Here is a 26401-nt window from a genome sequence, read left to right on the forward strand (position 1 = left end):
CGGCGCTCGTGCTTGGATTCTGTGCAGGTCGGCTGTTCAGCCTTCGCGGGGCTCGGCGTAATCAATCAGACGCTGCGCAAACCCACGATTAGTGGGTGGGGCCGGCTTTAGGTCGGCCTCCGTCCAACCATGAAGAGAAAGCGTGCGCAGGAATTTGAGGCGATTGCTTTCAGTCATACGCGACGGGCGCCGGCGAGTGAACTCATTTTTTGCAAACTCAGCGTCCGCAGCAGCTAGCCGGGCAGCCGCCTCATGCGTGATGATGCCGTCTTCCGCCATCTTATCCCATTGGATGACCTCGTCTTCGCCAGCGATAGGGTAGGTGTAAGCGTAGGTGTCGTCGTCGTATTCGTTGTGCATGCGGTTTTCCAAGGTTGGTTGGCATACTTTGTATAGCCACACTATTTATGAAAAAGCGCTCCATCACAAAAAATTTTCGCGATGACGCGAAATCCAAACCGCCTACGTTAAGACTAATCGTACTTCTGCACATCGGCTTTGGTTTCACGCCGCGTGTACGTGACCCTGTAATGGGCGTTTACGTCTTGGGGTGCGCTATCAATAACAGCTCCGTACGTTTTAGCCTTCTTTTCTCGCGCCATGCAGTTGTCGTCCACAGCGGCACAGACAACACGCAAGATTCGAGTGTAGCGTTGGGCAGAGTAGTCCATGTCTGGACCAGTCTCTGCCATAACATCTACCAAGGTGCCCTTAGGAATGTCCTGGAATTCGATGTTGTCCGGCACCATCGCATTGGCGATGACAGAGTTCCAACCGGATGCAAAGTGGACACGAGCCGTGCGCATACCGACGTCACGGGTATTATCGAATTTTGCTGACGCAATCCAGTCCTTGTCAGTCGGACGCCATTCGGTAGTGTCCAGTAGTGTCTTCGACACTACCCCGCGCCATAGCTTACCTTGCCAAGCTTCCACCGATTTTTCATTGGTAGTGCTGCATGCCGACAGACCGGACACCATCGAGCCGACGACGAAAACCTTTGCCACTTTCAGTAACTTTTTCATAAAGGGTTCTTAGCCGCTGTGAGGGTTTTACTTAGTATGTCAGCCAATACTTAGCATTCAAATTTCCGGGCGCGCTGCCGAGAATCGAACCAGTTAGCTTGGGTCAATTAGTTGTACTTGCTCAGCTCGTCTTTAGTGATACGACGATTGTAATTGACACCGTATTTCGCGTTCACATCAGCAGCGAACGACACAGGACATAGACGAGCTTCAAAAGCGCATGGACGAATTGGCCAAGGATGCCGCGGCCACCATCAAAAAAGCCCGCACCAGTGGGCACAGCTTTTACCTGCATATGTTCTCACGCGCGACAGTTGAGGCGGCGTACACGGCATCTCCTGCGGTTTGGGATGGATTACTGGAAGGTGTAGAGGCGCGGTCAGCGGTCTTTCGCGGACGCGTGCATTCAGCAAGTGGGCTATATTTGTGTCTGTGTGAGGTTTTACTGACTCACGCTCCTGCTAAGGGGCTTCGCTTGTGGAAGGCTTTAGCCGACACCATGACGGTTCGTTTTAATGGGCCCGCCAATATTCCAGAGCTGATGCACATCGCAATGAGGGTGCCTGAGTCGGCCGAAGTAGAGGCCGTTCGAGCTGAGTTGACCAATCTGATTCGATGCAACACTGACCAGGACTTATTTGAGCTTGTGATTGTTTGCCAAATGCATTGCCGCGAGAAATGGCTCGATGACTTTATCGATGTTGACATGGCCTCGGACCAGCCATGGAGGCACAGACGAGCAGCGGTACTGAGGGCTTTCCATCGCTTGCCACGAATCGACCGGCTACAATGGCCAGAGGGCAAGACCTTTAGTTCGCTACGGTTGCTTGAGCGCAATCTCATGAAGTGGACCAACCGAGCCGTGCTCGCAAAACACTGGTGGGAGCATTTCACACGCGTGACGGACGCTGACAGCGCGTTTGCTGCCTGGTATATGTTCCTTGACACTGTAGACAGGCGAGTCTGGGTCTGGCGGCCACAGCTTTCCGAACCAAAAACGGAGCTGGACCGGCTTCGCAAACTCCATCTGCGGTCGAACGAAGGCCTGTTTACCCGTGCATTAGACAAGGCAGAGGAAAGGACAGCTAAGTTCGCAGACCATCTGTTTGGCCTAGATTCCCCAGGCAAGTGGCTAACGCTGGACGGTGCGGTGGCTAGATAGGCTAACGCGCATCCTGTTCAGTGTATGACAGGAGGTACTCGATTGAGCGACCGTCAAATCAGTACTCCTGGCAGCAGCGTGCTGGTACTTACATGCGGTCTGCCTTGCTGTACCTAAGAGAACCCGCGCCAACAGCGGAGCCGGACAGGCTTGGCTAACTGCACTCCTGGTCGAACGAAGCCCTGATTTACCCGTGTGCTAGACAAGCTGGTTGCTCCTATCCCTTATAGCCACATCGAACGAAATCAGTTCCCGGTCAACAAGAAGTAGTTTACGCGTTCGATATGATGGTGAATCTGCCTCTCTTTGTTCTTTCCGAGGCCCGGGAAGTGCGAATTATTATGATTTTGCAGGTAATCGTTGATAGCCCCGTTAGTGCCGAACTCGGCCACGCGGCTGTGGTACTGGCCAGCAAACTTTGAAATAGCCTGAAGGAATTTGCCTTCGGTTGTGCCGACGCCAATGTCCACGTCGTCAGAGACGAAGTGCTGCATCCAAAGATTGCCGTCGTTGGAGCACTTGTAGGTGAGGTGAACAGCAACGGCACCGGGGGGGCCTCCTCCCAGCTGGATTTCGGCTCCAGTCACGGTGTAGTCACCAAATCCGACACCGAACTGACTGTACAAACGATGGTGGTCGGTAAAGTGCTCTTGACCAGAGTAGTCAGCATTGCGAGGTTGCTTGTTGAAATTGTCGTTGACGTGCACTGTTTTGGCGTGGGGCAATAGCGCAAGATGGGCGCTCGGCGCTTTCCCTTGGAGGACAATGTGAAATACAGCGTTTGGTACTTGCGCCAGAGAGTTAACGGAAGCGTTGGACAAGCCAGAGTTCAGGTGGAGAATGGCGACATCGCGGTTTGCATACTTTGCTAAGAATGCCTGAACTTCTGCATAGGGCACGCCTGGGCGGCACATGAAGCCGGGAACGAGCGTCGGGTAGGCTGCGAAGGTCGCATCCACGACAGTGAGCCATGCTGCAGAGGCTCCGGCTTTGAGTTCACCTTGGTAAGGGTTGGTGACGATAACGGCTCGTTGCCCGCGCTGTCCAATTTCCGTCATTGCCTTGATGAGTGCGGCAGGTTTCGTAATTACCGGTTCTACGATTGGGACGACGAGGCCAGACGACAAGCAGCTTTGGCTAGTGCTACGCAGAGCAAGAAGTTCAGATGCGCGACCAAAAACGTAAGGGAAATACATAACAGCCTCCGAGGTAGTGGACAACTACCACCGAAGGCGCATACGTCTTTAGGATAACTGTACTGGCTTAGTTAGAAGTCCTAAAACCGCAGCACGCTGTCTCCCTGAAAGGGGTGTAGCGTATCCTAAAGCGCGTAAAGATGGAGGTAGCTTTGTAACAAAGTCTACATCAGTTTTATTGGTTGTACGAATCTTTAATGCTTTTACAAAACACTTGTGCACTTGTTCCATCGTAAGCTGACGAAACAGTTCTTCGCAATGCGCAGCTATCAATCCGTTTGGCATTGGTGGCACTGGTCCGACGACAGTTTCGATAGCGGTTATATATTCTTCCCGCCGCATGCAACGAAAAATGGTGTGTGGGTCGATGTTGTCTTTGTTGGAAGCAGCTTCCCGGTACGGGGTTAGCGAATGCTGATTCGATAGAACAACGAGACCAACGCGTGAGTCGAGCTCGCGCTCATAGCGCGACACATGTGCAGGGTGCGTGACGACGTACACCTTATCAAAAGCTTTAAGATAGTCGGCAGTCTGTGACGTCAGGCGTTTCGAAGTATCAAACTCAGTTTTAATTTCGTATGCGGTTGTAGTGCCGTTTGCGACTACTACATCGGCAATTGAGCCGCCGACCCGCAATTCGACCTGGAAGCCGGCAGTACGCGGGCTATGCCGCTTGAAGACAAGTCGCGTGGCGAGTTCGTTCTTGTAGACATACTCGTTCCGATAGCTCGTGGCCAACCGGTTCCAGCCACGCTCGAACAACTCGTCCAGGCGGAGAGTTTCAACATCTTGTTCAACCAGACTGTGCTTGCTAAGAAGCTCACTGACCTCACGTGTATCCCCCGTGCGCGCAAGCTGCGCGAACATTGGTCGGGTATAAGCCCGTGAGAGCAACCTTAAGGAGTCAAGGGCAGAGGTCATCTTGTTGTGCGGAATTGGGAGCGTAGTGTATAGGCACGAGCCGCAAGACCTATTCCTTTTGTATGAATCAGCGAGACAGTTTAGCAGGATGGAGGTCCTGGGTCAGCTCTACTGTGCTCTGCTAACGATGCGAACGCAAACACAGGCACAACCGGACGCTCACCGACCGAAGTTGCTTTTCAGACCAACGGGCATCTTGCAGCGAGGGCTCGCACGACGAGGTCACCGTCCCCAGTTTACCTCTCGAATAACAAAGCCCAAGGCGTGAAGGGCATACTCAGCATCAAGCTCGTCAATCTGGCGCAAAGAATATTTGAACGACTCATTATCTTTTCCTCGAGGGTGTAGGCGGTTAATTGTTTCAAGAGCGCTCCGTAACGCCACCCGTTCACCGTCGCCAAATTGCCGTCTTAATGCGTTTATCCATTGACCAAGGTCTTGCTCAATAGGGCTGGCAGAGCTAGTCACTTTCTGCATCCATCGTGAGGTAAGCATGACAGCGGCATTTCGGCAGTGGTCAACCACTGATTGCGGCAGTTCGCGGTAGGCTGAGTTGACGACACGGTCTAAGGCTGCCTGTACCCCTGGCAAGCCGTCGGTAGCAATCTGAGTAGAATCGAGTTCTGAGATTACACCAAACACGGACTCTGCTCGAAGCGTAACTAGGACATCGCCCGAAGCGATTCGCTCCGTTTGAAGGATACGCCACAATGAATGCCCGTCTTTCCGCCCAAGCGCGAGCTGGAGACCTTCGCCACGATTACGCTTCTGAAGAAGGTCGGTGCACTCGTAGTAGACACTTAGCTCCTTGCTGACGCGGCCGCCATTGTTGGCTGCCTTTAATAAGTCAGAGTTAATTGCAGGGTGGGCTTCAACTTGAGTTGGCTCCCAGCTAGCAGGGCCAAACTTCTGGAATAATCGTCCTCGGCGTATTCGGCTTCCGGGGTCGAAACTGCCGTCGATGAAAGTCCACCCTAAACCGTCGAAATCACTTGGAATACGTTGTAAGTCATCTGGCCCCTCAATCAGCGTTGCTTGGGATAGAGCCGGAGTCGGCCACACAGGATGAGTTGGACCATCCATGCCTTCATAGACAAGCCCTGTGCGCCTATCAAAACCTAGTCTTGCCATACCTGCTCCAATTTTTTCTTAAAGATAGCAAGCATGCCATACCTTCAGGTTTAAGCGGTCGTCGGGCAAGGAAGAAGCCATGGCCCGTCATGATACTTGTTTTAGTGACCACCATGTGGGGCTTCTGATTCCATGCCGCGCGAATGCTCTAGCATAAGCGAGGGTTCCGAACCGTGTAGACGTTTCAATTTGGATGCTCATACACTTGAGCCGGTGCATACCGAGCGTAGTGCCGAATCGATTCAAGCTGTACGCTAGCCTTTATCAAAGTCGGCAAGTTCCTTGCCCATTGCAAGAGCATCGGTCAGCCACTTCGGTCGACGGCCTTTTCCACTCCAAGTATTGCCGTTCTCGTCAGCATATTTAGCCGGCCCATTGATAGCAGCCTTCGTTGCTGCCATCGACTTTCGGAAATCGGCCTGGGGCGCGGCGTCGATGCCTACGATACGCAAGAAGAGTGCTGGGTCCACAGCTTGCAACTCCAAGGCCTTTGCCTCGAGGATGCCAATCAGTCCTGCAAAGTCGACTTTTCCGCCCGTAGGGTTGTCCCAAGTCCGATGACGCTGAAGTACAACGACAAAAAAGCCAATCTTCGAGTCAAAGGACTGCATGTACTGTCCCTTCAGCTGCTCAGCCAAGGCCACAAGGTAGTCAGCCACCGTCCAACGCTCGGACATCTTGAGTTCAACCGTAGCTCGCATCTGGCCAACCTGACACAGTACATCGCGCCGAGTTGCCGCCGGAAGGATTGGCTCGAGCGTCACGCCATAACGGCCGCTGCTAGCATGGTTCAGCTCACTCCCGAGTAGCGCTTGGAAGTCTTCCTCGAGGGCCAGGCCTTGAGTATCGGTTTTGATGTGCTCCATGACCACTTGGTTGAAGAATCTCCGAAGGCTGAACTCGCCATGCTCGATGCCACGTTTCACCGTAAGCAAGTCGTTGTGCACAGCTTGAGCGAACTGGATATAGCTTGTCACCGGAGGCGAGAAATCGCGCTCGAACTTGGCGTAGTTCTGTTGTGTGACCGGAGCGACATACGCTTCCGCCTCTCGCATCTGAAATTGCAAGTGTTGAATGTACTTTGCATTCGCGCCCGTAGCCTTCCTTCGAAGCTCATCCAGCACCTCGTAGGCTGCTTGAGACTTGACACTCGAAATCGTGGGTAGGAGCGAGTCGCGAAGACGCTGAGCGTTGTCGCGGGCGCCAACGGTATACGCCAGCCCATCTTCGTGAGCAATGTCCTCGGATTCGCGGACGACGGTCACTACCCACTCGTAGAGAGCTGAGAGTGCTTTCAGGCCTCCCATGCCTCTCTCCGCTGCAGCTCTCAAGCGACTTTGGCGGTCCTGGCCGATGTATGCGGCTAGGTCGAACATGAACTCCTCCGCTGCGCGCTGTTCGGATGTACGCCAGCGTTCCCAGTGCGCGCCGAAGGCTGAGGGGTAGTGCAACAGCCAGAACAGGCCCCATACGACCGCGTTTGAGCGTAGGCGCGTCATTTCATGGATGCGAGCCTCAAACTCACTGTGCGCCTTCTGGCCGGCATTCTCCGGCGAGGTAAGGGTCGCCGAGGTAGGCAGGGAGGCTCGAAACGCTGCGGACATGCGCGACCAAGCTTCGCCCTCGAAAGTGTTTTGGTCGGCACTCCCGCCGTGGCCAACTGCACACGTCAGGGCACCTTCAAGGGCGTAGGAATCGACGCTAGCCGAGCCTGTTGCGAACGTCCATGCCGCGCCGGCCAAGCCGTACTGAACGGCTAGAGGCGCGTTAGGAAGGTGTCGAATCAATGCGTCAGCCTGGTCGGCCGACACCGCGCCGGCGTCTGCTGCAGCCAAGACTTTACGGAATTCCTCGAGCGCTGCCGCCTGATGCGCACGCACGACCGGCCAGAACCACTTCGGGTAGCCATTTATTTCAAATCGACCGTAGAAGAGAGCTTGTTTAACCTCGGCGTTGGACAGCGCCGGAAGCTTGGCTCCGTCCCCAAGGTCAAGATGAAGCCCCTGGAGGCCTGCGACTGTCACGTAGTACGTAGTGTTGCGCTCGGCCTCGTTAAATTCGGGGGCGCGCTTGCGCCAGATGGCGCTAAGTCCGGCGCGAGTAGCGCTCGCAAGCGCAGGGCCCGCCGCCGTTTCGAATGCCAAGAAGTCGCACTCGCCGTAGCGTGAGTTGTGACTTGTCTGGCTTAGCCACCCGGCAATCCAAGCAAGCGCATTCGTGTTCGAGCCGACTCTCAAACTATCAACTTGAGTCAACAGTGTAGCCTTTGAACGTTCGTCCAGCTCCAGCTTGTCTCGCTTCGCTTTCTGGGGGCGAGCAGCCGGCTTCTGCGCAGCAGCGTTCTCCTTGAGCGTGGTCACCAGTTCGGTGAATCCAGGCTCGGCAAGCGCCTCAACATCGCGGTCTTCCCAAGGCCAGTAGAGCCCGTGCGAAACAAATGTCCTCCAGATTCCGTCAGCAGTTCGGTCACTTTGAGCGATGACCCCTCGAAGTAGGTTCTGGCGAACGGCATCGGACAGCTTTAGCGCAGTGCGAAGCTCAGGCTGGTCGAAGCCTCCCAAGTGGAGCCTGCCGTGAGCCTGGTAGTACGTCAGGCATAGCTGGGTGGCGCGTTCGACAGGAAGGTTCTCGGCTCGAACAACGAGCGCAATCAACTCTCGAACAGCCTCCGCGAAATTGTCATACCGCTCGCTCTGCTCGTTACGCTTCGCCTCATAGTGCTTCACCATGTAGGACAATAACTCCTCGGTCAGCGCCGCGAGTTGCTCAGGGCTTGCGGCGTCTGCGACGTCGTGCGTAAGCGCCCAACTAAGGTTGAAGCCGCCCCCCTTGCGCATATACTGCTTGCTTGCCAGTTCAGCAATCGTCGTGGCATCAAATTTTTTCCACGCGAGCTCGCCAAGCAGAAGTCGAAGCGTCCGTTCTTCAAGGCGCGGACTCGCTTTCGCTGCATCGGCGAGTGCTTGGGCATCGTCATCCCGTCCGAGCGACATCAAATACACGAGTTGAGCTGAATTTCCTAACAGCTTCGCGTAACTGTTGCCATTCTCGGATAGAACCTTGTCGCGGAAGACGTCGAGATGGGCATAGGTAGCAATATCGAGAAGTGCGGTGCGCGCGTGCCAGTCAGAGCCAACGCTGTCGTAGGCCTCCAAAAGCGTCGGTTCAATTCCGGGCTTCGCGGCTTGCCAGTAGTTCTCCGCCGTCAAAGTGAACTGATTCCGTCCGAGCGTGTCGCCGAGAGTGCTTAGCCGCGCCAAGCTACGCTTCAGCGCTGCGCTCGCGTCAGCCAAGGGAACTTGAGTACTTCGCAGGTCACCGAAGAATGCAACGGCTTGCGGTTCTACCTTCAACAATTCCAACCTGCAGTGAATGTTGAATGTGGCCAACCAGCCGGCGACATTCAGGTAAGCCCTATGTACTCCACACTCACCCGTCGCCGCCCGCCACGATAGCGCAACAATAAGTCTACGCGCGTCTTCGGGAGATTGAGCGAGTGTTGAGAGGCGCTTCGCAGCTAGGTAGGGGAGAAGTTGCTCAGGATACAGCTTGACCTGATGCTGTCCTGAATCGACGAACAGCCTCGAGCCAAGCAGATACGTTAGTGAACTCTCGGAAAGCAAGGAGCCTACGAGCGGCCGGCACGACAATACGCCATCCCGCACCTTGAGAGCATCCGCTGCCAACTCCATGTTTGGCAACTGACAAACTGCCGAAGCTGCCGCGAGCTTCGCCACGGCCTCGTCCAAGCTCTTCGGGGAGGGCCGTCCAACCAGCGACTCGCGGTGGTCCGAGCGCTGCTGAGCCTGGACACCAGCAACCATCCGCTCAAACATGGAGGTTAGGTCGCTAGGCGGATTGGACAATGGGTCGATGTAAGACAGTACGTCGAGACTTCCCGGGCCATCCGCGAGGTCATTTAGCCCGAAACGTCGTGCTGCATCCAGCAATGCCCTGCCGTCAGCGACGCCGTGCCGAATCTCGAGGTACAGCCTGGCGGCGTGGCTCAACAGAGGAAGCAACCTGTAGACCTTCAAGCGCTCCCTCGGGACGGTCATCGCTTTGACGGTGCGGTCGGCATCGAACGCGGAGAGTCCCGCGCCCAGCGCATCAGTGGCATTCACTTCTTCTAACGTGTCGTCGGGCGACTCGTCCTTCGTGTCGCCCACATAGAGCGTTGTAGAAAGCTCTGCTTGAATAACCTCAAGAACAGATGGCGTTAGAGTGGCGGGGCGCGACGAGAGAATCCAGTTGACATCTACGCCAGCAGGTCCAACCGCCCTAGACACCCTACGAAGTGCGGTCTGAAGTCCGGACTCCCAACCCAATGCCGCCTCGTCCAGCGAATCAACGAACAGGTGCAGTCGTTCGGTGGCCGCGGCCTCCCATGCTCCGAACGCTTTGGCCTCGGCCGCTTCAAGAGCGATTTGAAAGTCGGGCTCTTCGAGAAGTTGATGAAGGGCAACGAACACAGCATGCTTCCCTTCGTCACGAAGACGCTGGGCGCAAGCTCGCAGTTCCGTTGTTTTGCCGAAGTTGGCACGAGCTGTAATAATGGAGAACCGTCCGGCCAGAAGTTGCTCCCAGCTTAGGCGTCGGCGCCCCGTAATATCGAGAGCCAGAAGCTCCTCGACCGAGTACTTGGTCAAGAGTCCAAAATGTCGTTCTAGGTCAAGATATTCAGTCATCTTACGGGCAGCTTAGTCAGATATTTCTTCGTTATCGCCGGGTAGGCCGAGTTTGGCAACCACAAGTTGCTCATGGGCTGCATCGGTACTTCTTCTAGGTTGCTTATACTAAATTATCGACATCAAGACCTTTTACAGAGCGCTAGCATTTCGGCTCGGCAAGAGGCATGATACGGCGTCGTCAACAATTGAGATGCTCTATTTGGATGTCTCGGCATCCCACTCCTGGAGCAGCGAACAGGCTCAGGACATGGTCCAAGCTACAATCACAGTTGTCATAAAAGCTATTTTATGACAGGAACAACTCCTTCTCTTGCGAAGCCATTTGTTGAAAAAATTCAATGACAGGCTTCTGCCCTTCGTAAAGTTCGTTTTCGTGACTAATACCTACAATGAGCATTAAACTATCCCTCGAAGCCCTTGAGACTTGGCTTTGGGAATCCGCTAACATCCTCCGCGGTTCGATTGACTCATCTGACTTCAAGAACTACATCTTCGGCCTACTGTTCCTGAAGCGTTTCAACGACGTGTTCGAAGAGCGCATCGCGCAGTTGGTGAAGGACGAGAGCTTGACCGGCAAGGAGGCCGAGGAAGAAGTCCAGGATAAATGGGGACACTTCCCCATCAGCGCGCGCTGGCACGAACTGATTGCCCGTACCGAGAACATCGGCGAGGCGCTGGACAAAGCCTTTGCCACCATCGAGGCCAACAACCCCGAACTGCAGCATGTGCTGACTGCTACTCAGTATGGCGACAAGCGCGTGCTATCCGACGCCACCCTGCAGCGGCTGCTGCGCCATTTCAACCAGTACAAACTTGGTAACGCCGACCTGTACAAGGCAGACATGCTGGGGGACGCCTACGAGTACCTTATCAAACAGTTTGCCGATGACGCCGGCAAGAAGGGCGGCGAGTTTTACACTCCTAAGGCTGTAGTGCAACTGGTTGTCGAACTCATCGACCCGCAACCGGGTCATTCCGTATATGACCCGACCTGCGGCAGTGGCGGCATGCTCGTGGAAAGCGCGCATCATGTTGCCAATCTGCCCGACGGCACCATCATGGGCAAGCCAAATGTCCTGCTATTTGGCCAGGAGAAAAACCTTGGCACCTGGGCCATCGCCAAGCTGAATCTCTACCTGCACAATATGCGCGCCGAGATTGAGCGCGGCGATACGCTAGTCGAACCCAAGCACCTGGATGGCGATTACGTCAAGACCTTTGACCGCGTCATTGCGAATCCGCCGTTCTCGGCCAAGTCTTGGTGGGCGCCGCTGGAACTAGCTAATGAAGCCGAGCAGGACAGCGACAAGAAGCCCAAGGCACCCAACTACAAACAGGTCAGTGACCCGTACGGACGCTTTGTTTATGGCATCCCGCCGCGCGGTTATGCAGACCTCGCTTTTGCCCAGCACATGCTGGCCAGCCTGAAGGCCGACGGCCGTATGGGTATCATTCTGCCGCATGGCGTGCTGTTCCGTAGCGGCGAAGAAGGTAAGATTCGCGAAGGCCTCCTGTTCGGCACCGATACCGCGAGCGGCAACCAGCCAGGTGACCTGATTGAGGCCATCGTGGGGCTGCCGTCGGCCCTGTTCTACAACACCGGCATCCCGGCCTGCGTGCTGATTCTGAACAAGCAGAAGCCGGCCGCTCTCAAGGGCAAAATCATCATCATTGACGCCAGCCGTGAATGCTCGAAAGGTAAAGTTCAGAATAGCTTACGTCCTGAAGACATCAACCGCATTGTCGGCGTGCACAAGTCCGCGTTTGAGCACTTAACCAACGTTGATAACTACTGCCGGGTGGTAACGTTAGAAGAAATTCGCAGTAACGACGGTAACCTGAATATCGCGCGCTACATCGACAACGGTGAGACCGAAGAAATTGTCGATGTCGCCGCCACATTGAGCCAGCTAGCGATATTGACTGAGGATGAGGCACGGATTGATGCGAGGCTGAATCGATATCTGGTGGAATTAGGTTTCGGCACATAAACGTATGAGCGCGTCAATGAAACTAGAGCATCAGAATCTTCTATTAGGTTGGGAGATGAAATCGATTGGTGACGTTTTGAGTGTCGTAGAACGTCCAATAAAAATGGTTGACGGCCATCAATACCGCCGGGTTACTGTAAAGCGCCGCCACGGTGGAATAGAGCTTCGAGACGTACAGGCGGGTGCCGACATCAAGGTAAAGAATCAATATTTGATAAAAGCTGGCGACTTTTTGGTTTCGGAACGACAAATCGTTCACGGTGCATGCGGTATCGTACCGAAAAACTTGGAGGGTGCACTTGTTTCAAATGAGTATCTTGTACTCGAATCCAATAGCGGTTTCAGCACTCGTTACTTTAATTATCTAGTTCAACTCCAAGATTACGCAAAATTATTTGTTCTTTGCAGTCAGGGTGTCGACATCGAAAAGTTTCTTTTTAAGCCTAAAGACTGGCTTAAAAAGAAAATTCCGATTCCTCCTCGCTTGGAGCAAGACAAAATCGTGGCTATCCTCACCGCTGTTGACGACAAGCTTGACGTCATCGCGCGCCAGATTAAAGCCACTCAGACCATCAAGCAAGGCCTGATGCAAGCGCTGTTCGACCGGAGCGACAATACCCTACATGCCAACGACTGGTCTTTAGTGCCGTTGAGTGAGGTAGCCGAAGTTCGAACTGGCGTTGCTAAAGGCAAGAAGGGATTGAAAGAGCCAATTGAATTACCGTACCTGCGCGTTGCAAATGTTCAAGACGGTCATATTGACCTCTGTGAGGTCAAAACCATTGAGATTGAGGCAACCCAAGTTGAACGATATGCACTACAGCCCGGTGATGTGTTGATGACGGAAGGCGGAGACATTGACAAGTTAGGTCGCGGGGGGGTGTGGGAAGGTCAGGTTTCCCCGTGTCTTCATCAGAATCACGTCTTCGCAGTACGCCCAGCCCCCACCAAGCTTAATTCTTATTACCTGGCGGCGTTGGCTTCGAGTAATTATGGTCGTCAATACTTCTTGTCCTGTGCAAAGCGTACCACTAACCTAGCCAGTATAAACTCATCGCAACTCAAGGCGTTCCCAGTTCTCCTGCCATCGTTGGCGATTCAGGAAAAGATTGCCAAGGTAGTTGATGCAATCAACGCAAAAATCATCGTATTGGAAGAAAAGCAGGCCGTTTACCGAAATCTCAAGCGCGGCCTAATGCAAAAGCTGTTAACAGGCGAGTGGCGAGTAACGCTGGATACGCAGCAAGAAGTGGCCCTTGCGGCCTGACCGATAAAGCGAAGAAGACATACCGAAAGGATGCACCCATGGGGGCTGCAGAAAAGACCGGCGTCGAAATCCCGGCCATCGAGTCGCTGGTGAGGCTGGGCTACACTCATCTCTCCAGCAACCAGGTTCAGGTTGAACACCGCCACCTTGCCCCCATCCTGGAAAAAATTCTGCGGCCCAGGCTGCTGAGTTTGAATCCATGGCTGCGCACCGCCCCGGGTAGCGTGGGTGCGGCACTGATTGAGCTACGCAAGCGTGTGAACGATGACCTGCTGCCCGCGAACAAGGCATTCTGGGAGCAGGCCGTGCATCGTGCCGACATCCAGGTCAAGGATATCGAGGGCAAGCTGCGCAGCGTACGTTTCTTCGATGCGACCACGGCAGCCAATAACGACTTTCACGTAGTCGACCAGTACGTCGGCAAAAATGCCGACGGCGACCTGTTTCGGCCCGACCTGCTGTTGTTCGTCAATGGTCTACCGCTAGCCATTATCGAATGCAAGGCCAGCCACCATCGGCTGGACGAAGCATTGGCACAACTGGACGGCTACCAGGCCAGTTTTCCTTCACATTTCGTATTCAATCAGGTCTGCGTGGCCCTGAACCGGCGCGAGGGTTTGTACGGCGCCATCCTCACCAAGCCAGCGTTCTATGCACATTACAAGTTGCAGGACACCGAACTGGCAGCGGTGTCCCATGTGCTAGGGACAGCCCCAAGCGTACAAGACCAGTTGCTGTGGGCATTGTTTGAGCCGAGCCGTTTTCTAGAGCTGGTGACCCATTTTGTGCTGTTCGAAACACGCGACGGCAAGACGGTCAAGAAGCTGCCGCGCTATCAACAGTGGCGCGCGGTGCGCAAAACCATCGGGCGGCTGACGGCTCAAAAGCCTGTCGGCGGAGTGGTGTGGCACACGCAGGGCAGCGGTAAATCGCTGACCATGGCGCTGCTGGCTCGGATGTTGCGGGCCGATAGCACAGGATTGAACAACCCTACCGTGCTGGTGCTCACCGACCGCAAGGACCTCGACAAGCAAATCTTCGATACCTTCCATGCGGTCGGCATCAAGGCGATTCAGGCCGTGTCAGTCGATGGTCTGGTCAAGTTGCTGGGCAATGATTACGGCAGTGTATTCACCAGTACGGTGCAGAAGTTCCAGGAGAACGAACAGTCGGATGCCTCGGCCGATGTCCCTTCGGATGCGGGGGCTACTACCCTGGAAGCGACTCGACACCGACGCATACGTGAGGGTAAGGACTTCTTCATGGTCGAGGAGCGCAATATCTGCTTTGGCAAGTTTGACAATGACGGGGTGATGCTCGACGCCTGCTGGGAAGAAACCAGTAGGGAGCAGGTCAACTTTCGCGTACTGAGCACGAAGCCGAATTTTTATGTGCTGGTCGACGAAGCGCACCGCAGCCAGTATGACTTCCTGGCCGCATTCATGCGGGCCAGTCTGCCTAACGCTAAATTCATCGCCTTCACTGGCACGCCACTGCTGAATGACGACAAGCACACGCTGGCCGAGTTTGGCGGTGACGCGTATATCGATGAGTACCGCTTGCACGAGGCGGTGGCTGATGGCGCGACCTTACCAATCAAGTATCAGGACGCCTGGGTAGACTTGACTCCCGATGCGCAGCTTGACCAAGCGTTCAAAGACCAATTCGATAAAGAAGCGGAAGGTCGTCAGCAAGCCCTCAAGAAAGCCTTGCTGGCCCGCTGGCGGCAGGCCGGCGACCGCATGGAACAGGTCGCAGCCCATCTGGCGGAACACTTCGTCGCCAACGTACAGGCGAAGGGGCTGAAGGCCATGCTCGTCTGCGACGGCCGCGATATGGCGGTGCATTACAAGGACTTGCTCGACGGCTTGATGAAAGAGCGGAAAGCCAACGGCCTTCCGACCTTCGAAAGCCGAGTGGTCATCTCGCTGGCCAGCGTAACAGCGTCACGCACCGGCTTGTCGGTGCAGGAAGCCGCCGCTGAGTACAAGCTGGACCGGGACCAGATTCAGACTATCGAAGAACGCATCAGAAGCGAATTGCTCGCCGGCAAATCGCCGGTCGCCGTGCCCACAGAACAAGTGGCGAACTTCGTCAGCAAGCTGTTCCCGCTGCCTTATGGCGACGAGACCAAGGGCCGGGACGGCCAACCCCACGCCAACAATGTGGGCCTCATCATCGTCTCCGATATGCTGCTGACCGGCTGGGACGCGCCGATTGTCGGCACCATGTATCTCGACAAGCCACTCAAGGAACACACGCTGCTGCAGGCGATTGCCCGGGTCAACCGTACCATGGCAGGCAAGAATGCGGGCTATATCGTCGACTATCATGGAGTGGTGGAACACCTTGACCATGCACTGAAAATCTACGGTGGTGAAGTGCAGCCAGCCCAGGTGTGGGAAGGAGTCGAAAGCGAATTGCCCAAGCTGCAAGCGACACTCGACCGCATTCTGAAGCTGCTGCCGAAGAAGCACGACCCAGTCCGACAACGCGAGGATTACAAGGATGACGCCGAGCGTTTCCTTGACCCGACCAGCAGGCTCGATGCCGTGGAAGACTTCCTGGAATTGGCCAAGCAGTTCAACCGCAGCATCGACATTATCTTGCCCGATGTACGTGGCGTGCCCTTCAAGCCGTACTTCACGCTGTTCGCGGAAATCCGCCTCATGCTGCGTGACAAGCTGCCCGGCAACACCTATCGAGACCGCATCACGAAGCTTGAATCCGCGCTGCTGCAGCAACTTCTGGACGATTACATCGTCGCCAGCCCGGCCAAGAGCCTGCTGGGTAAAGAGGTGTCGATTCTGGATGCCAGCGACATGGCGCGCTTGCGGAAGTTGGCCAGCCCGGGCAGCCAGGCGCTGGTGATGAAAAACCAGCTGAAGCACACCATTGTCACTGGCAGGGACAAAGACCCGGCCTTCTTCGACAAGTTGGCCGAGGAACTGGAAAAGTTGCTGGCCGAAGAAGAAGCGGGCCGTATCAGTCAGGCTCAGTTCTTGGAGCAGCTCGACCTGTTCGGCCAACGCATCAAGGACAAGGATAACACCGGCTTCGCCCATCCAGCACATTCGGCGGTTTACCACTACTTGGCCGCCCTGCTGCCAGAAGACACTGCCAGGGTGGCTACCACCCAACTATTCGAAGATGACAGCTTGAGCGGTGCCATTGCAGCGGCCAACTGGAAACAGATGCCTGACCTGCACTCGGAAATTCGCGACCTGCTGCGCAAGTTGCTGATGCCTTTAGCCAGTTGGGAACGCTCTGTCGCACGCGACCACGCCGGCCGCATCCTCGATATTCTGCTCAAGAACTGACATGCCCGTTTTGCAGTACGGCCAGAGCATCATCGAGTGGCGCTTTCAAGCGGATGCTAAGCTCAAGCGCCACTACGTGACCGTCGAGCGGGGGCAGCCAGTGCTGTTACGTGGTCCCATGGTGGGCGAGGCCGAGCAAGAGGCTCTGGTGCGCCGTCGCGCCCGCTGGATAAAGGATAAGCTGGCGTTGGTCAACTTGCCTCAGGGCTCCGATGCCATCACGACGGGCAGCCGTCTGCGCTACTGCGGCCGGACTTATTTCACCGAAGTGCGACATTGTCCGGACTTAACCCGGCCCCGGCTGACGTTTACCGCGTCGCGTTTCATTGTTGAAAACCCGGATGGCTCGGTCATCCAGTTTGATGCACTGATGCCTTGGTTGGAGCAGTTCTACCGCGACCGCGCGCATGAGAAGCTGCCGGTCAGGTTGCGTTACTGGGAACGGCAGACGGGCTTGCAGGCCCGCGGCGCGCGCATTCGCCACTTCCAAAGTCGCTGGGCCAGTTGCGATGCCCAGAATGTGCTGGAATTTCATCCGCGCGTGATGGAGCTACCGACGAGCGTCCAAGATTACGTCATTGTCCATGAGCTATGCCACACAGTAGAAAAGAATCACACGAAAGCATTTTGGACGCTGGTAGCTCAGCATATGCCTGACTGGCGACGTCAGCATCAGATATTAGAGCAATCAGCCTTTGGTGACTCGATGTAGCTACACAACTATATGTCCATTGTCAGGCCATGTTGGTTGACGAAAATTTTTTTCTGTGGGACAATATTTCTGTGGACCGAGGGTGTAGACTGCTAAGTAGTCCATGCCCGCCGCTTGCAAGGAGTCGGAACTCCTGTGGTGAAATTCGTGTAGGTCCTGTGGTAAAAGAAGCACCGTCTTGGCAATGCATGCTCCTCGACGTTATTAGACAAGTAATAGTTCAATAACGTATCCCTGAAGGAGCTTTGATGCATTCATCAAATCTAAAAAAATCTTATTCATTTCCAGCACTGCCCCACGGCAGCTCCGTTTCCTTACCAGAGTTCCCAAGTACTACGCTGGCTCAAGTATTTTCAGAAGCAATGGGCAATGACGGCCAATGTTTTAAAACGCTAAAAGGTGTTGCGTTCTCAGACATGCTTGAGCGGGTTTCCCCTTGGGGCGTACGCCGCCAATACGTTGCTGAAGGCGGTATTGCTCGTTACGAATTAGCAGATGGCTCTGCGATTATAGAGACTAACGGCTGTTGGGACATTGAGCATGTAGAGCATCGATTCTGGATGGCATGCGGGAGTCCGGACGAAGATGTTGCCAGGCGCCACGCCGGGGTCCTAGAGCGTGCAGGATACTGCACTGAACCGGCTGACATCAACCGCGCGTTTTCAAAAGACTTGAGCCCTGAAGAGCTGCTTTTCTGTCGAATTTTCGATGTGGCGATAGCACAGGAGCCTGATGAAAATACTCCTGCTAGTAATATCAGAAATTGGCTAGAGCGTAGAGCAGACGAGCGAGGCTTAGCAGAAGCGGCGCATAAATTGGCAAGCAGAGGTCCATCCTACGGCGACCAGAACGGAGCTCTCGGAGGAGTTGCTCTCTATGAGGTAGAAGTAGATGCTGAGTTGCATTGCCAGGTGGTATGGGGATTCGACCATGTTCTGTGGACTACCTTGGAAACGATGTTGTTGCTAGCTGAAGAAGGGTGGCGCATTCCTGATTGGTATGACGATGACATGGTATTTGTTCGAGATGCCAATAACGCTTGGGTTGACCGTTCTTCCTTGACACGAATTTAAGTTCGGTACGTACATCGTTTGCGATTAATCTTGGGGCCCGAGCTGGTTGAGCTTGCTCAACCAGCTCGGGATGCTGAGAACTGGCCTACGTACCCTGCAATTTACGTCCCCACATTTCAGTTTTGCTGGCCGAACACTTCCTTTTGGACGACCCACGTTAGCCAAGTAAGGTAAATTTCGCAACTTACTTAGCTAGAAGACCCAAGATAAAGCCCGCTAAGCGGGCTTTTTTACGTCAAAAAAGTATTATCAACGAATTTTCGTGTGTTATCAGAAAATCCTCCAGCGGTGGAATTCTGAATGATTAAGTTGAGGCCGGTTGAGCCGGCTCAACTCTTTTCGTAACTGGTTGGGTCGGCACCATTGTTGTGGCTAGCCATGCGGTATTCCAACCTCGCACCCAGTCGCTAGCGTGCTCACAGTACCTTGCCGGAGCGTGATTCGGTTGGCCTGCGTGGTATGCCATCATGCCCTCAGCGAATGCTCTATCACCCCTAAATTTGAGAAATGCGTTCATGTGTATGTCCTATAGAGTGGTCCTTACTCGTATAGCAACTTCACATCCGGTAAGCGGTTTCTAGAATCTTTGTGCCGTTGGCCACGTGTTTTTGACCAGCTGGAGGCGTTGCGCCGGGCGTAGTGCGCTGTGGCAGCTTGCTACAAAAAATTGCCCACTCAAATGGTGAGGCGGACGTGGTATTAGTGCTAGCCTGGTGGCTAAGCACCAGTGCGATGCCCCGTGGTCGCAAGTAAACAATCTGGCCGTCACAGCTGTCCAGTTGGATTGACCGTTCCCATTCTGTTGCACTGTTCGGGGTTACCTCGTAATTGCCATAGAAGTGTGAAGATGTGCGCATTTTTTCAACTTGGCAAGATGATATGCTTCAAGACTGACTGAGCAGCAAACGGCTACGAGCCGTTGCTCAAAATTCTCGATAACGTTGGCTTGAGGTTACTCGCCAACGGCAGCACAAACCGAACATATATGACAACGCACGAAGTGCCTGTTCCGCAACTCACGGCTCCCGCGCTGACCGCGCCTGTAGTGCCTTCCGCAGCGACAGGGGGACCGCCGGACGCATCACCAATCCGGCTAGCCTGCGTTGAGGTTTGCAACTTCCGGCGCCTGGCTACAACACGACTTGAACTTGATGTTGCGACCACTATCCTGGTTGGCGCCAACAACAGTGGCAAAACTTCCCTTCTTACCGCTCTTCGAAATTTTCTCGGCGAGTCGCCCGGCTTCCGCGCTTTCGACATTAGCCTCTCGCAATGGGCAAAGTTGCGTGAGTTAAGTCAACTCTGGGAGACGCTCGACGAGGACCCAACAACGGACCTCAAGGAGCCCGAGAAGTGGGAGGAGCAGCATCAACAGCTCCTCGCATGCATGCCCTACATCGACCTTTGGTTTGACGCGAAGGAAGGCGCGTACAACTATGTTGCTCCGTTTATCACGACGCTAAAATGGTCGGGTGGCGCAGTTGGCGTGCGGGTTCGGTTAGAACCCGTGGAAGATGCGAACGAACTCCGTAAGCTGGCTTGGCGTTACCGCGAAGCGCGCTCACCAGTGCAAAAGCTTCCAAAGGACGGGCACGCTTGGCCGACGGACCTGCTTGACTATTGGCTCCGGAATTCCGCTGACCTTCGCCGCATCGCTGCATACCGCCTAGACCCTGCAAAGGGGCCCCTGACGAACAAGACGCGTCGTGAACCGCAGCAGCTTCCAATTGGCTCACAGCCGGTCGAGTTGTCGCTCTTGCGCAAGCTCATCCGTGTGGACTTTGTACCGGCTCAACGAGGACTCGGCGCCGAGGAAGATGAGGCGCGGACTGAGTCGGCCAATATCCGACCCGGACTGTTCTCAAGCCAACTCCTGAGATTTGCTCGGCAACACCTGAATGTCGCGCCATCCGGTCATGGTAATCGCGAGGACTTGGTAGCGGCGATTGCAAAGGCCCAGGGTGAACTCGACGACTCAATTTACAAGGCGCTACAGCCGGCGATGGAAGACGTGGAAGTTCTGGGGTATCCAGGGCTGCATGACCCCCAGCAAATCCATTTCCGAACCCGCATCCAGACCGCCGACCTTCTAGCGCACGGGACCGCGGTTCAGTACCGTCTCGATAAGGGGGCGGTAGATGAGTCATTGCCGGAGCACTCCATCGGTCTTGGCTACCAGAATCTTCAATCGCTGAGTTTCATGCTCGTATCGTTCCGTGCTGCGCGCCTCAATCCAGCGCACGGAACCCCAGCGGCAGTGCATCTTGTCATGGTTGAGGAGCCTGAAGCTCACCTTCACGTTCAGGTCCAGCGCAGTTTTTCGTCGAACGCTCAAGCGCTCATTCGCCCTAAGGAGCCGGTACATAGCAACCTTCGCAGTCAACTACTCATCAGCACTCACTCAAGCCACTTGGCCCATGGCGACAGCTTCACTAGACTTCGGTATGTGAAGCGGGTGGCAAGTACGGGCGAGGGAGCCAGGCCCAGCACAGAGGTTGTCAATCTGGGCGACGCGTTCGGCGACGATACGCAAACCAGGACGTTTGCCGAGCGCTACTTCCAGGTCCAGCATACAGACCTGCTCTTTGCTGACGCAGCTATCTTCGTGGAGGGCACTGCAGAACGGATGCTAGTGCCGCTATTCATCAAGCGAGACTTCCCCGAACTCGCCAAGAAGTACGTGTCCTTCCTCGACATCGGAGGGAGCCACGGTCATCGGCTTAAGCCGTTGGTGGAGCGGATGGGCATTCCCACCGCCGTCATTACTGATTTGGACCCCGTGCTGCCAACTAAGAATGCCAAGGGGCGGATAGTGCGGGCGGCGGTGCATATTGCGGGGCAAGCTGGCCTGGAATGTGGAAACGATACGCTGAGCTCGTGGCATCCGAAGCTTTTGGACTTCCAGGCTTATGCAAAACCGGCTCCCGCGCACCTGGAGTGGACCTCCGAGTCTGGCGTCAAAGTCCGCTTTGCATGGCAGTTACCCGTTGCAGCCGCAAGTGGCCAATGGCCCAGCTCGTTCGAGGACGCTCTCGTGCTCTCTAATATCGACTGGTTCAAGGCATTGGATGACGAGACGGACCCCGCTACCGGCGAGAAAAAGGACCACCGTGGTACTTTAAGGAAAGTGATAGGCCTCGTTCTCGACCACCCTGAGCATACTGAATTACTTCAGGAGCTTCACGCGATGTTACGTGGGAACTTCAGTAAGGGCGACTTCGCCGCTACTCTTTTCGAGCGGCTGAACAATGGTGAAGCCTTGGCCTGTCCCGTGTACATCGCTGACGCACTCGCTTGGCTAAGCAGCCAGCTCACCGTGAAGGCGGGAGAGACTCCGTGAACACTGCTGTGCATGCATTGGGCAATGACCGTGACGCACACGTTGTCGAAGACATCTGTGGATACATCGCCGCGGTCCCGCCACGCAGCTTCTTCCTCTTCGCCGGCGCCGGGTCCGGAAAGACTCGTACGTTGGTTGAGGCCTTGCGCCGTGTGACCGGCGTGGTGGAACACGAACTGGGCAGACAGTATGCCGAGAGGCTTAGGTCTCGCGGGCAGTCAGTCCGCGTAATCACCTATACCAAGAACGCAACCGCAGTTATCACCGGTCGGCTTGGCGAAAACTACTTGACGGTTGTATCCACCATCCACTCTTTCTGTTGGGAGCTCATCAAGGGCTTCGACCAGGACATTCGAGAAGCGATGCTTGCACGTAAGGCCAAGAAGCTTACGGACGCCAAGGCCTACGCGATGGGCAAAGTGAAGGGTGAATCGGACAAGGACCGGGAGAAGTACGCTGAGATTGAGGCGGAGGCCGCCCAACTCCGCAGGACCGAGACTTTTATATACCACCCGGACCGTAACACTTACGGACAAGGGGCGCTGTCGCACGCTGAGGTTCTGGAAGTGACGGCCTGGCTCATTCGGGAGCGTCCAACACTGCAGCGCATCCTGGCAGACCGCCATCCTCTCATTCTTATCGATGAATCGCAGGACACGATGAAGGGCGTTCTCGACGCACTTTTCGAGCTATCAAAGAACCGTTCAGGTCACATCACGCTAGGACTCATAGGCGACCACCGACAGCGCATCTACCCTGACGGGCACGACGACCTACCATCTCATGTGCCCGATGACTGGGCGCGTCCCGCGCTGCAGATGAACCATCGCAGTCAGGAGCGCATTGTCAAACTCATCAACAGGATTTGGGCAGCAGATATCGAAGGCCGCACTCAGCCCAGGACTGGCGTGGCACAGCACTCGCGGACGGAAAAGAACGGTGGCACGGTCCGCATCTTCGTCGGGGACACGAAGACGGATACTGCCGACAAGATTCGGATAGAAGGAGAATGCGCGTTGGCCATGGCTGTCGAGACTGCCAGCGCGGCCTGGCAGGAGCATGTGCGTAGTTACAAAACACTTGCACTTGAGCACAAGCTCGCCGCGAGGCGAGGTGGATTCTTTGATGCATACAGCGCGATGGATTTGCTGGACAAAGACGCCGCAACACCCAAAAGCAATGGAGAGCGGACTGGTCCTACCATGGTTCGACCACTTCTCGGCCCAATGCTCGACCTTGCCGAGTGCTTGCAGCCCGACCGTTCGCTAAACGAGTTCGCCGCTATGGACGTGCTGCGCCGTCATGGCGTACTTGCGAATTTGCCGCAGCCCCGCGCTGAGCGCCAAGCGGTTTTAGATAACATTCACGCCGCCGTGACGGACTTTGCCGCCGCCATATTCCAGGATGACGCCACAGTTCGAGATGTTTTGGCACCTCTCCTCAAACGAGGACTGTTTGAAGCCGACTCCCGTCTAGTTCAGGCGTACGGAGATGCGTCGGCTCCCCCGCCTGAGCCAAAGGTCAAAAGCAAGGAAGCGAAGGAGGACCGGCGCAAACGCGGATGGCACGCTCTCTTCAAAACGTCCTGGCGAGAGGTTGGCCGGTATCGTGCCTACCTAGGTGGAGAAGCAGAGCTCGCTACGCACCAGGTAGTTAAGGGCTCCGAGTTCAAGCACGTTATGGTCATCATGGACGATGAAGAAGCCGGCGGTAACTGGTTCTCCTACGATAAGCTCTTCGGCGCCGAGGAGCTGAGCCCGACCGACAAGCACAACGTCGAAGATGGCAATGAAACAATTATCGACAGAACTCTGCGGCTTCTTTACGTCACCTGCAGCCGAGCTGAAGAGAGTCTCGCATTAATTCTTTGGGCAAAGAATCCTAACGCAGCGCTTGACGCAATCAAGCGGTCCGAATGGTTTGCCGCAGGCGAGGTAACCGTTCTGAAGTAGTCACTGTGCGGGGGCACGTGGAGGCGCGGGAGATAGCGACGGCATTGTGAAAGCCAAGGGCAAAATCGCCAGCTCTCAGCCCGAAAATTGCTTAATGGACTTTTTCGCGTTCGATAATTAGACTGACAACAGGCGTGCAAACATCTCCACGGCGTCCGGAGATGTGGGGGGGCGGGCCGGGTAATTACATCGCTTTCGGTAACCCCGCGGCTGTTTGGGCGAATATGCGTTTCAATATCTCGATGTCCCCTGAGCTCCATGCGCAAACCAAAGCCGGTCTAGCCGAACTTGTTGACCTGCGCAACGATTGGGTTCATCACCTCATCGAAAATTTCGATATCGGGGACGAAAACGGCTGTCGCGCTGCATCTAGCCACCTCGACAGCTGCTACGAGCCGGTTTGGCGCCGCGTCCCTAAAGTCTTTCGCTCAGAATGTCGGCGGAACCTGAACGTCTGCAGGCATCCTTATTGGCGCGGGTAGCGACTTAACATAGCATTGATAGGGGAAACACGATGGCAACAAGAGCCCAAGCACTACAGCAGCTCCGTCTGGCAATGGCCAATCCTGAGACAGACTTTCGCGATGGTCAATGGGAGGCGATTGACCACATTGTCAACCAGCGAGGCAAGGCGCTCTGCGTCCAGCGAACGGGCTGGGGCAAAAGCATGGTGTATTTCATCTCGGCCAGGCTGATGCGTTCCCAAGGGGCCGGCGCCACCCTTATCATTTCACCGCTGCTGGCACTGATGCGCAACCAGATTGAGGCCGCACAACGTCTGGGGCTTCGCGCGTTGACGGTCAATTCGACCAACCGGGAAGCTTGGGACCAGGTGCGGGATGAATTGCTCGCGGACCGAGTTGACCTGCTGCTGATTTCGCCAGAGCGTCTAGCCAACGACGAGTTTGTGACGCAGACCCTCCAGCCCATTGCTGCCCGCATCGGCCTTCTGGTGATTGATGAAGCGCATTGTATCTCCGACTGGGGGCACGACTTTCGCCCGGACTATCGTCGAATTGGCCAAGTGTTGGCCCGACTGCCCGGAAACATTGCCGTCTTGGCGACCACAGCGACCGCCAACACACGTGTAGAACAGGACGTCGCGGCGCAGCTGGGTGGAGCAGTGGTTATTCAGCGAGGGCCTTTGATTCGAGATAGTTTAGCCTTGCAGAACACGCGAATGCCAAGTCCAGCCGAACGGTTAGCATGGCTTGCAGACCATTTACCCGGACTGGCGGGAAGCGGCATCGTTTACACGCTAACGACCCGGGATGCCGACCGCGTCGCACAGTGGCTTCGCGAGCGCGGTATCGACGCACACGCTTATCACTCAGAAAAATCAGACGAAGAACGTCAGGGTTTAGAGCAGGCACTGCTGGCTAACAACATCAAGTGCCTAGTTGCGACAACCGCACTGGGCATGGGCTACGACAAGCCAGACCTCACCTTCGTCATTCACTACCAGACGCCGGGCAATGTTGTCGCTTACTACCAGCAAGTGGGACGTGCCGGACGCGCAATTCCCGCAGCCTATGGCGTACTGCTGTCGGGGCAAGAGGAAGACGACATCAACGAGCACTTTCGGGATACGGCGTTCCCACCGCAGTGGCATGTAGACCGGATACTGCGGGCACTTGAGAACGCTGACGGGGGGATGAAGGTGCGCGACATCGAACGTGCTGTTAACCTACGGCAGTCCCAGATTGAGAAGGTATTGAAGCTCTTGGTGGTTGAGCCGCAGGCTCCCGTCATGCGAATCGAGGGCGCATGGTATCGCACGCCTAACCCTTACCAGCTCGACCGCGCACGGATTGAGCATCTCACTCATCAGCGCGAAGGTGAATGGGCCCAGATGAAGCGTTATTTGACCAATGAGCATTGCCTCATGCAGTTTTTAGCCGAAGCGTTGGATGACCATAATGTCGGCGAATGCGGTCGGTGTGCGGTATGTTTGAAGCGCTCTGTCCTCCCGGTCGATGTTCGGCGAGACACACATATCGCTGCCCAGAGATTTGTTCGTCACAGCGAGATGCCACTAGAGCTAAAGAAGCAGTGGGACATCGACGCGTTACCCATATATCAAGCTACGTTCGGCTGGTCCAAGCAGAACATCCCGCAGCTATTGCGGGGGGAGGAGGGACGCGTGCTGTCTCGCTGGGGCGAACCGGTATGGGGCGAACTCGTCTCGCATGGGAAGGCCGAGGGCCGATTTGATGATGAATTAGTTGACGCAGCCGCAGACTTGATTCGCAATCGCTGGAACGCGGCAGCAGCAGTTGAATGGGTGACATGCATACCGTCAAATAGGCATCCTGACCTCGTGCCAGATTTTGCTACGCGCTTGGCAGATGCATTGGGCGTTCCCTTCAGAGCGGTCATCCACAAGACTCGAGAAACTGAGCCGCAGAAGGGAATGGAGAATCGTTACCATCAGTGTCATAACCTCGATGGGGTATTTGAAGTTCAGCTAGAGGTCGACGCGCACACCACAGTCTTGCTAGTCGATGACGTGGTCGACTCGGCTTGGACCTTAACAGTTGCGGCTGCGTTGCTCCGCCAAGCAGGCGCTACGGCTGTGTATCCGTTCGCACTTGCGACCACTGCTCCAAGGTAAAAAAGA

At 55.4% G+C, this 26401-nt stretch carries 15 protein-coding genes; 9 read left to right on the top strand and 6 right to left on the bottom strand.

The window, feature by feature from the left end:
- Nucleotides 1–36: 36 nt before the first annotated feature.
- Nucleotides 37–360 carry a hypothetical protein gene (locus FA90_RS19410; protein ID WP_036171647.1) on the bottom strand — a complete coding sequence of 108 codons (324 nt, stop codon included), beginning with the start codon at nt 358–360 and terminating at the stop codon, nt 37–39.
- A gap of 113 nt (nt 361–473) precedes the next feature.
- Nucleotides 474–1025, bottom strand: coding sequence for a hypothetical protein (locus FA90_RS26625; protein WP_156116776.1), 552 nt, complete (start codon nt 1023–1025; stop codon nt 474–476).
- Between the two features lie 220 nt (nt 1026–1245).
- Here FA90_RS26625 and FA90_RS19420 point away from each other — a divergent pair, with 220 nt between their 5' ends.
- Nucleotides 1246–2187 carry a hypothetical protein gene (locus tag FA90_RS19420; protein WP_156116777.1) on the top strand — a complete coding sequence of 314 codons (942 nt, stop codon included), beginning with the start codon at nt 1246–1248 and terminating at the stop codon, nt 2185–2187.
- 245 nt (nt 2188–2432) lie between these two features.
- Here FA90_RS19420 and FA90_RS26630 read toward each other — a convergent pair whose 3' ends face one another.
- From FA90_RS26630 to FA90_RS27370, 4 genes are all read right to left on the bottom strand, one after another.
- The gene (locus FA90_RS26630; protein WP_036176418.1) at nt 2433–3383 is read right to left on the bottom strand and encodes a sce7725 family protein; all 951 of its coding nucleotides are present in this window, start codon (nt 3381–3383) and stop codon (nt 2433–2435) included.
- 48 nt (nt 3384–3431) lie between these two features.
- On the bottom strand, nt 3432–4250 hold the full coding sequence (locus FA90_RS25875) for a sce7726 family protein (RefSeq protein ID WP_239700839.1): 819 nt from the start codon (nt 4248–4250) through the stop codon (nt 3432–3434).
- 276 nt (nt 4251–4526) lie between these two features.
- Nucleotides 4527–5435, bottom strand: coding sequence for a hypothetical protein (locus tag FA90_RS25880; RefSeq protein ID WP_156116778.1), 909 nt, complete (start codon nt 5433–5435; stop codon nt 4527–4529).
- A 254-nt stretch (nt 5436–5689) separates the two neighbouring features.
- Nucleotides 5690–10084, bottom strand: a complete 4395-nt coding sequence (locus FA90_RS27370) for an H-NS family nucleoid-associated regulatory protein (RefSeq protein ID WP_051971931.1) — start codon at nt 10082–10084, stop codon at nt 5690–5692.
- 431 nt (nt 10085–10515) lie between these two features.
- Between FA90_RS27370 and FA90_RS19440 the strand changes: the two genes are divergently transcribed.
- The 8 genes from FA90_RS19440 (at nt 10516) to FA90_RS19470 (ending at nt 26395) form a co-directional block, all read left to right on the top strand.
- Nucleotides 10516–12117, top strand: coding sequence for a class I SAM-dependent DNA methyltransferase (locus FA90_RS19440; protein ID WP_051971932.1), 1602 nt, complete (start codon nt 10516–10518; stop codon nt 12115–12117).
- Nucleotides 12118–12133: 16 nt separating this feature from the next.
- Nucleotides 12134–13384: a restriction endonuclease subunit S gene (locus tag FA90_RS25885; protein WP_197065331.1), complete on the top strand. Its 1251-nt coding sequence runs from the start codon at nt 12134–12136 to the stop codon at nt 13382–13384.
- Nucleotides 13385–13422: 38 nt separating this feature from the next.
- Entirely contained in the window at nt 13423–16704 is a 3282-nt protein-coding gene (locus tag FA90_RS19450; protein ID WP_036171660.1) for a type I restriction endonuclease subunit R, read from the top strand.
- 1 nt (nt 16705) lies between these two features.
- A complete protein-coding gene (locus FA90_RS19455; protein WP_036171663.1) occupies nt 16706–17416 on the top strand; it encodes a M48 family metallopeptidase in 711 nt (236 codons plus the stop codon).
- Between the two features lie 248 nt (nt 17417–17664).
- Nucleotides 17665–18489, top strand: a complete 825-nt coding sequence (locus FA90_RS26640) for a hypothetical protein (protein ID WP_156116779.1) — start codon at nt 17665–17667, stop codon at nt 18487–18489.
- A gap of 985 nt (nt 18490–19474) precedes the next feature.
- The gene (locus FA90_RS19460) at nt 19475–21829 is read left to right on the top strand and encodes an AAA family ATPase (protein ID WP_081934120.1); all 2355 of its coding nucleotides are present in this window, start codon (nt 19475–19477) and stop codon (nt 21827–21829) included.
- Nucleotides 21826–23781, top strand: a complete 1956-nt coding sequence (locus FA90_RS19465; protein WP_036171667.1) for a UvrD-helicase domain-containing protein — start codon at nt 21826–21828, stop codon at nt 23779–23781. The genes FA90_RS19460 and FA90_RS19465 overlap by 4 nt, the downstream gene beginning before the upstream one ends.
- A 514-nt stretch (nt 23782–24295) precedes the next feature.
- On the top strand, nt 24296–26395 hold the full coding sequence (locus FA90_RS19470; RefSeq protein WP_036171670.1) for a RecQ family ATP-dependent DNA helicase: 2100 nt from the start codon (nt 24296–24298) through the stop codon (nt 26393–26395).
- Nucleotides 26396–26401: the final 6 nt, after the last annotated feature.

The organism is Massilia sp. 9096, assembly GCF_000745265.1.
Classification (GTDB): Bacteria; Pseudomonadota; Gammaproteobacteria; order Burkholderiales; family Burkholderiaceae_D; genus Telluria.